This is a genomic window from Sinomicrobium oceani (assembly GCF_900119185.1).
In the GTDB taxonomy this organism is placed as follows: domain Bacteria; phylum Bacteroidota; class Bacteroidia; order Flavobacteriales; family Flavobacteriaceae; genus Sinomicrobium; species Sinomicrobium oceani.
This window is the reverse complement of record NZ_FPJE01000001.1, coordinates 51,485-64,540: the sequence shown is the minus strand read 5'-3', so window position 1 is coordinate 64,540 and position 13,056 is coordinate 51,485. Positions and strand designations below refer to the sequence as shown.

The following is a 13,056-nucleotide window of genomic DNA, read 5'->3' as shown; positions in this document are numbered from 1 at the left end:
GTAGACCTGCCCTTTTTTCTGAAAAAAATCATGAATTATAAAGCATATATCATTAGTGGTTGTTTTATGGGAGCGCTGCTCACCGGGTGTTCCGGGGATTACTCATCCGCACCGGACAATCCGTCACGGGTTACGGAGCATAAGGTCGATTCCGTACTGGGATTGATGACCCTCGAAGAGAAGATAGGCCAGATGGTGTTGTATAACGGAAGCTGGGATGTTACCGGACCTGCGACCGGTACGGATGACCGGAAAAAACTGGAAAAGCTGAAGAAAGGATATGTGGGGGGGATGCTCAATGTAACATCCGTCAAAAATACGCGGGAAGCGCAGCGGTTGGTTATGGAGCATTCCAGGCTTAAGATCCCTCTTATTTTCGGGTATGATGTTATCCATGGGTACCGTACGATGTTCCCTGTTCCTTTGGGAGAAAGTTCCAGCTGGGATACAGCGCTTATGGAGAAAACAGCATCCGTAGCCGCAAGAGAAGCCGCCGCTGCAGGGATCAACTGGACATTTGCTCCCATGATGGATGTTTCCCGCGATGCACGCTGGGGAAGAATCATGGAAGGTGCGGGTGAAGATCCTTATCTCAATACGAGGATTGCCGTAGCGAGAATAAAAGGATTTCAGGGCGATGATCTTTCCGATCCGGCTACGATTGCGGCCTGCGCCAAACATTTTGCCGGGTATGGTTTTGCCGAAGCAGGACGCGATTACAATACGGTGAATATCGGTATGCATGAACTTCACAATACGATACTGCCGCCTTTTAAGGCCGCTGCAGCAGCAGGGGTGGCTACCTTTATGAGTTCGTTTAATGATATCGACGGTATCCCGGCGAGTGCCGATCGTTATTTGCAACGTGAAATTCTCAAGGAGGAGTGGCAGTGGAAAGGTTTTAACGTGTCCGACTGGGGGGCTATTGCCGAATTGATCCCCCACGGGGTAGCGGGCGATAAGGTCCGTGCATCGGAACTCGCAGTACGCGCCGGCATAGATATGGACATGGAGGGAGGGGCCTATGAGGAAAACCTGGCAGGCCTGCTGAAAGACCATAAAATACCGGAGTCGGTAATAGATGATGCCGTAAAACGTATTTTAAGGGTTAAATTTAACCTGGGGTTGTTCGATGACCCTTATCGCTACAGTAACGAAGAACGGGAAAAAAAGGAGTTGTACACTGTTGAAAACCGTGAAGTTGCCCTGGAAGCAGCCCGAAAGTCTATCGTGCTTCTCAAAAACCAAGATCATATCCTGCCACTGCACGAAAAGAGCGGGACCATTGCAGTGATAGGGCCCTTGGCCGACGATAAAGATTCTCCCCTCGGAAACTGGAGAGCACAGGCAGATCCGGGTTCGGCTGTTTCGGTACTGGAGGGCATACGCAACCATGCTCCCGCATCATGTACGGTGACCTACGCAAAAGGGGCCGACCTGGCCACGGGAGCGCGGAATTTTTTGTCCCCGCTCCATATCAATACCGATGATACCAGCGGTTTTGCGGAAGCACTGTCCCTTGCAGGTAAAGCAGATGTGGTTATTCTCGTTGTGGGAGAAGATGCCTTTCAGTCCGGTGAAGGCAGGAGTCAGGCCGATATCCGTTTTGCCGGGGTACAACAGCAATTGATCGATGCGGTGCATCGCATTAATAAAAATACGGTGATGGTATTGATGAACGGCCGCCCCATGAATATCAGTGAAAGTTCGGGTAGCATGAAAGCTATTCTGGAAACCTGGTTTTTAGGTACGGAACACGGAAATGCAGTGGGGGAAGTGCTGTTCGGAAAGTATAATCCCGCAGGAAAGCTGCCTGTATCCTTTCCGCATAGCGTAGGGCAGTCCCCGCTGTATTATAACAGGAAACCTACAGGGCGACCGGAAGGCGGGGAACAGGTGACCTATTCTCATTATAATGATACGCCAAACGAGGCGTTGTTCCCGTTCGGGTTCGGGCTGAGTTATACCCATTTTGCATACGGTAATATCCGGCAGGACCGGGATACTTTTGGTCCCGGGGAAAAGATCAACGTAACGGTGACCGTGACCAATACCGGTAAAATGGCCGGGGCCGAAGTGGTACAGCTATACCTGCATGACGAAGTCGCCAGCCTGACACGTCCGGTGAAAATGCTCAAAGCTTTTGAAAAAATTTACCTTGAGCCGGGGGAGGCTAAAACCGTTAATTTTGTAATTGACGAACAAATGCTCTCCTTTTATACCATCAACAGGAAATGGGAGGCCGAACCGGGACGTTTTAAACTTTTTATCGGCGGAAATTCTGTGGATACCGATATGACCGCTTTCGAATTTAAATCCGAACAATAATGAAATTAAAAGCACTACTGTTTTTGAGTTTTTCCCATCTGGTACTGATAGCCCAGAACGATAAGGAACTGTTGTGGGAGGAGCATTTTAACGGGGATAGCCTGTCTTCACTCCGCTGGAATTACGAAACCGGTGACGGGTGTCCCGATCTTTGTGGCTGGGGCAATAACGAACGACAGATCTATAATAAGGATTACGTGACCGTAAAAGATGGCTTTCTCATGATTACGGCCGACAAAGTAGGAGATACGTATTACAGTGGAAAGATCAATACCAGGGGTAAAGCGGAATTCAGGTATGGTACTATAGAAATAAGGGCTAAGGTGCCGAAGGGAAAAGGACTATGGCCGGCATTATGGATGCTCGGAAGTAACATAGCAGAAGCCGGATGGCCCGGGGCGGGTGAGATCGATATCATGGAATACGTAGGGCGGCAACCCGATACGGTACACACCTCATTACATACCCCGGAAAGTCACGGAAATACCGTAAATACCAAAACAACCGTAGTTCCCGGTCTCGCCCGGGATTTTCATACGTACGGTGTATCGTGGAACAGCGAACGGATTATATTCTTTATCGACAGCCGGGAAGTTTATACCTTTTCCCCGGAACCTAAAAATGAGGATACCTATCCGTTTAAACATCCTTTTTACTTTCTTATCAATATGGCCGTAGGAGGAAATTTCGGCGGACCGGAAGTCGATGATTCGATATTTCCACAGCAGTTTATTGTGGACTATATCAAGGTCTACCGTTAAAGGATAAGTCGGGAAAAAGGAATCAGGACAGGTCTTTGTTTTTGTGTATTCCCTTCTTTTCGAGCCGCGACAGTACTTTCAGAAAGACCAGTGCCGTGATATAGGCATCTCCGGTAGCAGTGTGGCGGTCACTTTTGGCTACATTGAGGGTATCGGCAAGTTCGTCCAGGCTGTAACTCCGGTTATGATCTATAAGATTAGAGGTGATCCGCGATCTCGTGTAGAGGACCGAGGTATCCAGTACCTGGTTTTTCAGTTTCGGTAATCCCATGCGTTTCAGGGCTGTGTTTAGCATGGTGAGATCAAAGTTGGCATGGTGGGCCACGAGAACCGCATTCCCGATATAATCCAGGAATTGTCGTATCGCTTCCTCTTCACTCACGGCATCCACGCGTCTGTCTTCACGGAGTAACCCGTGTATCTTAACGGTTTCGGGATTAAAAGTGTCCTGGCGGATATAGATCTCGAAAACGTCAGCGACGGAGATGGTGTTTTGCATCACGGATACGGCCCCGATGCTGAGCACCCGGTCATTTTTATAATGGAATCCTGTGGTTTCCGTATCGAGCGCAACAAAACGGGTATTGAAGATTTCCGGTCCGTTTTTTTCCCGGAAACACTCCTCGTAGGCCAGCCAGTAGTCCGGATAGTCCTTTTGCTTTTTTTGAAAGAAAGTGAACATCTTTTTTAGGTATTCGAATTACAGGTATGGAGCGTATGCGCCGATCCGTTTCATTGTTATAAAATTACATTACTTTTTGCACATATCAGCACTGTTTTGGTGTCGTTCCGGTCTGTTGTGAAAAAGACATAGCGGTCCCCCCCATCTTTTATCCCGAATTTTTTGCGGATTGTCGCTACGCTTTCGGGGAAGTTTCGGGTGGTGATATTGGCCCGTCCTGCACCCAGCTCTTTTTTAATAGCCTTTTTATTGTAATCCATTATTTTCAGTATCCTGAACGTACGCCCGGGAAAGTCCGGAAAGCAGTCTTCGGAAGTGTACAAATGGGTGTGCTGATGAAGTTTGGACAGTCCTGTTTTCTTCGAAAGCGACCGGAAACCTCCCGATTTCATTATGGCGGCATTCGGTTCGTACAGATAGTTCAGGGGCGGGCTATAAGATACATGGGCACCGGTCTCGGCTTCCCTTCGAAAATTAAATTTTTCCGTATGGGGATCGTTTAGGTTAACGGTTTTTATCTGGCAGTCTCCGGTATATTTTTTCTCTAATAGCCATAGTAATTCCTTTACTTCATTGTTTACGGCTACAATGTGGATTTCCCGGACGTCACACAATTCCCGGATACCGTTGGAGATATCCAGTATGGGGGAGGTCTTGATAAGAATATTGTCCACATGGGTAAAGAGCATATCCAGGTGAAAAGGAACATCCGGAATACAGTCTGCAAGCATAAAGACTTTTCCTTTGCTGTCACTTCTGCGTGAAGGGTCTATATAGATCCAATCGAACTGCTTTCCGGATGTCCGGATATAATCGATACCGTTACCCGGAACGGTTGTGATATTCGTTATCCCGAGGAGCCGGAAGTTGTGAGCGGCGATTGCCGAAAGTTCTTCGTTGACCTCGCAATGAAATACCTGTTTGAACTGCCGGGCAAAAAATCGGCAATCGACTCCGAAGCCTCCGGTGAGGTCTATCAGGGAGTCACCTCCGGTCAGTGAAGCCTTGTACCCGGCTGTTTTTTCCGATGAGGTTTGTTCTATCGACAATTTGGAGGGGTAATAGATCCCCGGAGTCGAAAACCAGGAGGGTAGTTTTTTTTCCGACTTTTTCCTGGCATCGATCTGCCCGGTTATTTCGTGCATGGCAATCCCTTCAAAAGGACTTTTCCGAAGGCTGAGCGCTACGGTGTCGGTATAAATATTTTCGGAAATATACTGTTGTACCTCCGGATATAATAGTGTTTTATTCAAGATGAATTACAGGTTTTTGGTCAGGCTTTTTACGATCTTGTTTTCGGCCAGAAACTCTTTCAAAACTACTTTTATCGCCGTGTATGCAGGAACGGCAATAATCATTCCCGTTACCCCGAAAAGTAGCCCTCCTATGATAATGATGAGAAAAATTTCGAGCGGATGCGATTTGACGCTGTTGGAGAAAATAACCGGTTGGCTTACAAAATTATCGACAAGCTGACCAATTATAAAACCGATAAGGACATAAATACTCTTGGGAAGTATAACGCTGCTGAAATCTTCTCCGAGGTTCCCTGTCATGGTGAGGATGATCATCAGAGATCCGCCGATAAGCGGGCCGATATAGGGAATAAGGTTGAGCAGGGCGCAGAGGAAGGCTATAACCAGTGCATTGGGAATGCCCAGGATCAGTAAAATAATGGTGTATATGACAAAAAGTATAAGGATTTGTAAAACCAGACCTATAAAATATCTGGAAAGCAGGTTTTTGATCTTTTCCATAGACCTCCGGGCTTTTTCTTCCTTGTTGTCCGGAATGAGTGTAAAGACCGAAGCATCGAATAGCCTGCTGTCTTTCAGGAAAAAAAAGGAGATAAAAACGACAGAGAATAATCCCGCACCGAAATTTCCTATAGTGCCGACCAGGGAGTTCAGGAAATCGGGAATGGCGGATATCCCGAAGGCCGAGAATACATCGGATTCTTTTAAAGACTGAGAGATATCTATCTGCCGCGCCGCAAGATAATCACTGATCTGGGTGTAGAGGCTTTCCAGATTTCGCTGAAGTTCATTGATATTGAGCAGAGAGAGGTTATGCCCCTGCTGGATAATGAGGGGAATGAACATAGCCACCAGGCCGGCAATAATACCTACGAGCAGTGTCATGGTGATTACCACGGAAATGGTGTTGCCGAAATGCAGTTTGTATTTGAAAAACCGGACTATTGGTCTTCCGATAAGTGATATAACGACTGCAAAAGCGATATAGATCAGAACTGCTTTGATCTTGTACAGGAGAAACAGTAGAAGTGCTATTCCGACCAGTATGCCTACCGCCCGGATAATTCCGTTGGCAATAATCTTTGAATTTATCATAGTATATTCTTAAATCCCGTAAGACAGAAGAGGCTGCTGTCAGAAAAAGTAAATGTAATAATTTCATGTGGAGTACACATAACCGAAGATCGTATTATTTTGAAGGGAACCCGGAACCAAAAAGCCGTCAATATCCGTATTCCGGTAAGGTAAGGAGCGTAAATAACCGGCCGGATGTCAAAGTTTTTCTTACCTTTATGCACTAAAATACAGAACCATGGCCTGGATACGGTATATATTGTCTTTTCTGCTGATCTTACTTCTGGGAATGTTTACGGCTGTCTTCGGACAGGAAGACCTTTCCGTGAACTGGATGAGTTGGGAAAAGGCAGTAGCAAAATCAAAACAGGATACTTCTCCGAAGAAGATATTTGTCGATGTGTACACCGACTGGTGCGGATGGTGTAAGAAAATGGATAAGGATACTTTTGCCAATCCGGAAGTAGCTGCTTATATGCGCGACAAATTTTATATGGTCAAACTGGACGGGGAAGGAAAAGAAGAAATAGCATATAACGGGCGTACTTTTAAATATGTGGCAGCCGGTCGCAGAGGATATCACGAACTTGCGGCAGCATTGCTTCAGAACCGCCTGAGTTATCCCACCGTGGTTTTTCTGAATGAAAAACAACAGTTACTTTCGCCGGTACCGGGTTACCAGACACCAGAGAAATTTCTGAAAATAGCCAGGTATTTCGGGGATGACATCTTTGAAACCACCTCCTGGGAAGACTACCAATCCGGGGGAGGTTCCCGGTAGTTTATATTTCGCCCTGTCTTAAAGTGAATTTCCTTTTACCATCCGGGGTAAAATCTTTCATGATCATCCAGTGATATGCGGGAATTTTGAAATATTTTTTTTAAATTTATTTCAAAATCAGGATGTTAGTGATTATGTTTCGACTTCTATACTGTGTTCTTCTTTTAAGTCTTGTGGCTTGTAAAAAAACATCAAAGACAGATGTTACTACGCCGATACGTACAGCACTGGCTGCCGAACTTCCGGAAATTCAAAGGATCATGGACGATCCAGAGAGCCATGGGGTACAGGTGGTTTTCTCGCGTATTACGTACGATCCTTCCGGGAAACCGGTATTCGACGATTTCTTCTACCGGGCAAAAGACAGTTTGTATTTTTATCCTGCAAGTACCGTCAAGTTCCCCATGGCCATACTTGCTATGGAAAGGATCAAAGAGAAAAAATGGATGAACCGTAATACCCGTTTCTTTCTGGAAGAAGAGAAGGAAGAGACTACGGTGGCAGAAGCCGTAAGGCAAATTTTTGCGGTGAGCGATAACAGGGCTTTTAACCGGTTGTACGAGTTCCTGGGTACGGATTACGTCAATCAGAAAATGAAAGATAAAGGCCTGCAACCGTTTCGGCTTTCTCATCGGTTGTCTGTAGAGCATGCTGCTGATATTGCGACAAAACCCATAGTTGCCTATAAAAATGACACTACCCTGGTACAATTGTTTTCCAGTTATAACAGCGCTCCGGATACACTGGATCTCCGGGAAGTTTCGAAGGGGAAGGGCTATATCAAAGACAGTGTACTGGTAGAAGGGCCTATGGATTTCTCCCTGAAAAATTACTATCCGGTTAAGACACTTCACAATACGATGAAGCGGTTGATCTTCCCGCAGCTATATCCGGAAAAACACCAGTTCGATCTGAGGGCGGAAGACCGGAAGTTCCTGCTTTATGCCATGAAAGCAACCCCGGAAGAGGCCGGTTATGATGCCTTGAAATACCCGGAGAGTTACGATCGTTTTTTTCTTTTCGGTGATACCGTGGCTACCATTCCGGAAAACCTGGAGATCTATAACAAGGTAGGCTATGCTTACGGTACGCTAACGGATTGTGCTTATATAAAGGATAAGGAAAGCGGGGTGGAATTTATACTTACGGCGACTGTAACAGTGAATGACAACGGGATATTGAATGACGGGGTATACGCTTACAAAGAAAAAGGCCTGCCCTTCCTTGCGGAATTGGGCAGGCAGATTTATCATAATGAATTACTCGCCATATCAGCGAATCGTAATCACCTTAAATAACTTTGGTTTTTCCCGGGATGGCATGCGGATAGTATCCGTCTTCTCCGGGTACCACTTTAGGCATGGCATTCCAGTCCAGCGTATCCGGCATTAGTTCTACTTCGGAGTTCAATGCTTCATCCCAGTTGATAATTTTCCCGGAGTAGGTCGCATATCGTCCCATAATAGCTGTCATGGTACTTTTGGCCGCATTTTCTGCATCGGCAAATTTGTATTCTCCTTTGACTATTGCACCGAAGAGTTCGTTGTGTTCGGTCTGATACGGATTTGCATTGTGCTCTCCGTTGTGTTTATAGAGTTCGTTACCTTTGGCATCCCATAGTACCCCATGATTTCCGGCGTGCATAAAAGTACGTCCCTTCGTTCCCTGGAAGCTTTCGTCCACACGATTGTGTACTCCGGGAAAATGGCGGCATTCGCTGTGTATCACCGTTCCGTCATCGTAGGTAAAAAGCACGACGTGATGGTCAAAGATCTCACCGTTATCTTTTCCCGTACGTATGAGTCGTCCGCCGGTTCCTTCGGCTTTAACGGGATAGCTTCCCTTTACCCAGTTGGCCACATCGATATTGTGTACATGCTGTTCTACGATATGGTCACCGCACAGCCAGTTAAAATAATACCAGTTCCGCATCTGGTATTCCATTTCCGTTTGTCCGGGTTGTCTTTCGCGCACCCATACACCTCCACCGTTCCAGAAAACCTGTCCGCCGACGATATCGCCTATGGCACCATCGTGTATTCTCTTTATGGTTTCTATATAATTATCCTGATATCTTCGCTGGAGTCCGACCACAACATTGAGTTTCTTGGCTTTTGCTTTTTCAGCAACTTCCAGGACCTTGCGTATCCCCGTGGCATCTGTCGCTACGGGTTTTTCCATAAATACCTGTTTATTCTGGTTGATGGCTTCCTCAAAGTGGGTGGGCCGAAACCCCGGCGGAGTGGCAATCAGGACCACATCGGCTTCTTTGATGGCATTTTTATAGGCATCGAAACCTGTAAATTTCCTTTCTTGCGGAACATCTACCTTTTCTTTTCCGAATTTTTTAAGGAGTTTGGAATAGCTGTCTTCCAGTTGATCCTCAAAGGCATCGGCCATAGCCACAAGCTTCAGGTTATGCCCGGTTTCAAAGGCCTGAAATGCAGCTCCGGTACCCCGGCCTCCGCATCCTATAAGAGCAATCTTTATCACATCGCTTCCGGCAGCATAAGCCCCGGGGATACTGATCGGGTTTAACATGGTGGCTCCGGCAGTGGCCAAAGCCGCGGTTTTCATAAAATCTCTACGGCTATTTGCGTTGGATGGTTTCATAAGAAAAAGGAATTTATAATTAACGGTTAAGGTTGATATATCAATAATCTTCAATGGGCTCCCTGTCGTAGTAGCTCAGGATCTCCGCTTCGGAGGGCGGATCAACCGGCCGTACTACACGAATACCGAGAAAAGAGGCTTCCGGAAACCACCAGTTGCTTTTGGGCATCTGGGGATCGATCTGTTTCCAGGAGGGGTCGGATGCAAAACGCCGGGCAGACCGGAGATCTTCTGCAGCGTTTTTAAAGCTGCCTCCCCGGATCGCACGCGGGTATAATTCTGTTGCATCCACCACAGGATTTTCTGCTGTTTTTCCCGAGAAGTTTTCATAGCTATCGGACACATATTGGTCTGATGTCCATTCCATAACGTTCCCGATAATATCGTAAAGTCCCCATGGATTTGGTTTTTTGGTACCCACGGGATGTGTTTTTTCTTCGCTGTTCTCCGCAAACCACGCATAGTCCGCCAGCTTATCTGCGGAATCCCCGAAAAAATATGCGGATGTTGTCCCTGCCCGGCAGGCATACTCCCATTCCGCTTCGGTAGGTAACCGGTAAAAAACTCCCGTTTTGATATAGAGCCATTTGCAGAACTGGATCGCATTGTATTGGGTCATTCCTACTGCAGGCATATGCTCTTTCCCCATTCCGAAAGTCATGTCCAGATATGGTGTCGTAGGGCGGGATACAGCATCTACCTCTTCTCCAATGGGATCGCTGCTCATGGTTTGTTCGTATCCTTTATTGAGAAACAGCTCGTAGATATCCCATGTGATTTCGTGTGTACCCATCCAGAAAGGACTTATTTTTACCTTATGTACGGGAGATTCGTCATCACGGTGCCCGGCTTCTTTCCCGGTACTTCCCATTTCAAAAGTACCGCCTTTAAGAGGTACCATATCAAAGGAGATTTCGGTTCCGGGAATCTTCTGGGTATAAGGATCGGAGTTCTCTTTTTCTTTGAAAATCTTCCAGGATGTGATCGTAAACATTAAGACAAGACCTGCAGCGGAAGACAGGAGAATATGTATTCGGTTTCGAGGCATTTCCGGTATATAGATTGACGATTAGTATTCTTAAACTTTCCGAATATTATATAATTATTCTTGTTTAAATAAGGAATTAACATTATTTAACAAAAAGAATATAGTTCTGTTAGAAAAGGCATATATTGGTACAGTCTAAAATGACGGACCATGCCGGTTTTTCGCTGTGTTACATGGATTTTACTTTTTCCTGTAGGGCTTTTATCTCATCCCTCAGTTTTGCAGCCTGCATGAAATCCAGGTCCTTGGCAGCTTTTTCCATGGCCTTACGTTTTTCCCGGATATTTTTTTCTACCTGTTCTTTGGTTGCATAGGTCATATCCGGTTCAGCGGCAGCTGTCGGTCCTTTCCGGAAATTTTCGTGATAGGCTTCTGTAGCTGAAACTCTTCGGATACCGGAATCGATCTTTTTATTGAGGGCTTTGGGCGTAATATTGTTTGCTGTATTGAAAGCCATTTGTTTTTCCCTTCGATAATTGGTCTCATCGATTGTCTTTTGCATACTATCCGTTATTTTGTCGGCATACATAATGGCCTTTCCGTTCAGGTTCCGGGCTGCCCGTCCGACGGTCTGGGTCAGAGAGCGGGCGCTTCTCAGGAATCCTTCCTTATCGGCATCGAGAATAGCGACGAGGGAAACTTCGGGCAGATCGAGTCCCTCCCGGAGCAGGTTCACCCCGATCAGCACATCGAACAGGCCTTTACGCAGGTCCTGCATGATCTCCACGCGTTCCAGCGTATCCACATCACTGTGTATGTAGCGACACCGTACCTGTATCCTGGTGAGGTACTTGGTGAGTTCTTCGGCCATACGTTTGGTCAGGGTTGTCACCAGTACGCGCTCATCTTTTTCCGTACGGAGTTGTATCTCTTCGACAAGATCGTCGATCTGGTTCTGGCTCGGGCGTACTTCGATCACCGGGTCAAGAAGCCCGGTAGGGCGAATAACCTGTTCCACGTAAATGCCGTCAGATTTTTGAAGTTCATAATCTGCAGGAGTGGCACTGACATAGATCACCTGATTCTGCAACGCTTCGAATTCTTCGAATTTCAACGGTCGGTTGTCCATGGCTGCAGGAAGCCTGAACCCGTATTCCACGAGGTTTTCCTTTCGTGACCGGTCGCCTCCGTACATGGCGTGTACCTGTGGAATGGTCACGTGACTTTCATCGACTACCATCAGGTAATCGTCCGGGAAATAGTCGAGAAGGCAGAAAGGCCTTGTTCCGGCTTCCCGCCCGTCAAGGTAACGCGAATAGTTTTCGATACCGGAGCAATAGCCGAGTTCACGGATCATTTCCAGATCAAAATTGGTCCGCTCGTCCAGGCGTTTTGCTTCGAGATGTTTCCCGATTTCCTTAAAATAATCTACCTGTTTTACCAGGTCGTCCTGTATTTGTTTGATGGCGTTTTGCAGCACATCGGGAGAAGTGACAAAGATATTGGCCGGGTAGATATTCAGTTTTTCATATTTTTCCAGGATCTCGTTAGTTTGCGGATCGAAAGCTTCGATATCCTCGATCTCATCTCCGAAGAAATGAATACGGAAAGCATTATCAGCATACCCGGGAAATACATCGACCGTATCTCCTTTTATGCGGAAGTTTCCGCGAAGGAAATCGGCCGTAGTCCGCGAATAGAGGCTTTGTACGAGAAGGTGGAGAAATTTGGTCCTGGAGATCACCTGGTCCCGCTCGATCGGGATAACATTTTTCTGAAATTCCTGGGGGTTACCGATACCGTACAGGCACGATACGGAAGCGACAACCAGTACATCCCTTCTTCCGGAAAGCAGGGAGGAGGTTGTACTTAATCGGAGTTTTTCGATCTCATCGTTTATCGAGAGGTCTTTTTCAATATACGTTCCCGAAACAGGAATGTAGGCTTCCGGTTGATAGTAATCATAATAGGAGACAAAATATTCCACGGCATTGTCCGGAAAAAACTGCTTGAATTCCGAATAAAGCTGTGCTGCCAGGGTTTTATTGTGTGCCAGCACCAGGGTAGGACGCTGTACTTCCTGTATGACATTGGCTACCGTAAAGGTTTTTCCCGATCCGGTAACACCCAGTAAAGTTTGATACCTGTCTTCATGTTCGATACCCGAAACCAGTTGCCGTATGGCTTCCGGCTGATCTCCTGTCGGTTTAAAATCTGATTTTACCTGGAATTTCATACGGTAAAGATACAAACAAAGTCCGAAGTATAAAGAAAGGAGAAACTTGCAGCCCGGAAGGCATAGCGGCAGCGTATCACGTGTGCTTCCCGAACCTGACGGAAATAAAAAAACTTCCACCGGGGTGGAAGTTTGGGGCTAAATCAAACATAATCTCGAAAAATGAGAATGTGTTAAAGTAAAATACGTCATTTGTCTGTCTGTATACAACGAGACTTGTCGTATTATAAGAGGTTAACGCCCTTTTTTCCGGTATATTTTATTAAGGTCCATAAAAAATAATTTTTCGAATACCGGAGCTGGTCTACTTCTTATGATTTCGGTGTGAACCTTGCCG

Annotated in this window: 10 protein-coding genes; 4 read left to right on the top strand and 6 right to left on the bottom strand. The window is 46.4% G+C overall.

Annotation, left to right across the window (positions count from 1 at the left end; all coding sequences use genetic code 11):
- Positions 1-30: 30 nt before the first annotated feature.
- Positions 31-2,328, top strand: coding sequence for a beta-glucosidase BglX (gene bglX / locus BT112_RS00300; protein WP_083564723.1), 2,298 nt, complete (start codon positions 31-33; stop codon positions 2,326-2,328).
- The gene (locus BT112_RS00295) at positions 2,328-3,089 is read left to right on the top strand and encodes a glycoside hydrolase family 16 protein (RefSeq protein WP_072315305.1); all 762 of its coding nucleotides are present in this window, start codon (positions 2,328-2,330) and stop codon (positions 3,087-3,089) included. The genes bglX and BT112_RS00295 overlap by 1 nt, the downstream gene beginning before the upstream one ends.
- Positions 3,090-3,111: 22 nt before the next feature.
- Here the strand turns inward: BT112_RS00295 and BT112_RS00290 are convergent, their stop codons facing one another.
- Genes BT112_RS00290 through BT112_RS00280 form a run of 3 tightly spaced genes read right to left on the bottom strand, consistent with a single transcriptional unit; the run spans position 3,112 to position 6,119 of the window.
- Positions 3,112-3,771: a 3'-5' exonuclease gene (locus BT112_RS00290; protein ID WP_072315304.1), complete on the bottom strand. Its 660-nt coding sequence runs from the start codon at positions 3,769-3,771 to the stop codon at positions 3,112-3,114.
- 56 nt (positions 3,772-3,827) lie between these two features.
- Positions 3,828-5,024: a class I SAM-dependent methyltransferase gene (locus tag BT112_RS00285; RefSeq protein WP_072315303.1), complete on the bottom strand. Its 1,197-nt coding sequence runs from the start codon at positions 5,022-5,024 to the stop codon at positions 3,828-3,830.
- Positions 5,025-5,030: 6 nt separating this feature from the next.
- Positions 5,031-6,119, bottom strand: a complete 1,089-nt coding sequence (locus tag BT112_RS00280; RefSeq protein WP_072315526.1) for an AI-2E family transporter — start codon at positions 6,117-6,119, stop codon at positions 5,031-5,033.
- A gap of 220 nt (positions 6,120-6,339) precedes the next feature.
- Here BT112_RS00280 and BT112_RS00275 point away from each other — a divergent pair, with 220 nt between their 5' ends.
- Both BT112_RS00275 and BT112_RS00270 read left to right on the top strand, forming a co-directional pair.
- On the top strand, positions 6,340-6,882 hold the full coding sequence (locus tag BT112_RS00275) for a thioredoxin family protein (RefSeq protein ID WP_072315302.1): 543 nt from the start codon (positions 6,340-6,342) through the stop codon (positions 6,880-6,882).
- A gap of 134 nt (positions 6,883-7,016) precedes the next feature.
- Positions 7,017-8,180, top strand: a complete 1,164-nt coding sequence (locus BT112_RS00270) for a serine hydrolase (protein ID WP_072315301.1) — start codon at positions 7,017-7,019, stop codon at positions 8,178-8,180.
- On the opposite strand, the gene BT112_RS00265 is transcribed toward BT112_RS00270, so the two are convergent.
- The 3 genes from BT112_RS00265 to uvrB form a co-directional block, all read right to left on the bottom strand.
- Positions 8,173-9,495 carry a Gfo/Idh/MocA family protein gene (locus tag BT112_RS00265; protein WP_072315300.1) on the bottom strand — a complete coding sequence of 441 codons (1,323 nt, stop codon included), beginning with the start codon at positions 9,493-9,495 and terminating at the stop codon, positions 8,173-8,175. The two genes, BT112_RS00270 and BT112_RS00265, sit on opposite strands and share 8 nt — an antisense overlap.
- Before the next feature lie 40 nt (positions 9,496-9,535).
- Positions 9,536-10,543 carry a formylglycine-generating enzyme family protein gene (locus tag BT112_RS00260; RefSeq protein WP_072315299.1) on the bottom strand — a complete coding sequence of 336 codons (1,008 nt, stop codon included), beginning with the start codon at positions 10,541-10,543 and terminating at the stop codon, positions 9,536-9,538.
- Between the two features lie 169 nt (positions 10,544-10,712).
- Complete coding sequence (uvrB, locus tag BT112_RS00255; RefSeq protein WP_072315298.1) at positions 10,713-12,719, bottom strand: excinuclease ABC subunit UvrB; 2,007 nt, start codon at positions 12,717-12,719, stop codon at positions 10,713-10,715.
- Between the last annotated feature and the right edge of the window lie 337 nt (positions 12,720-13,056).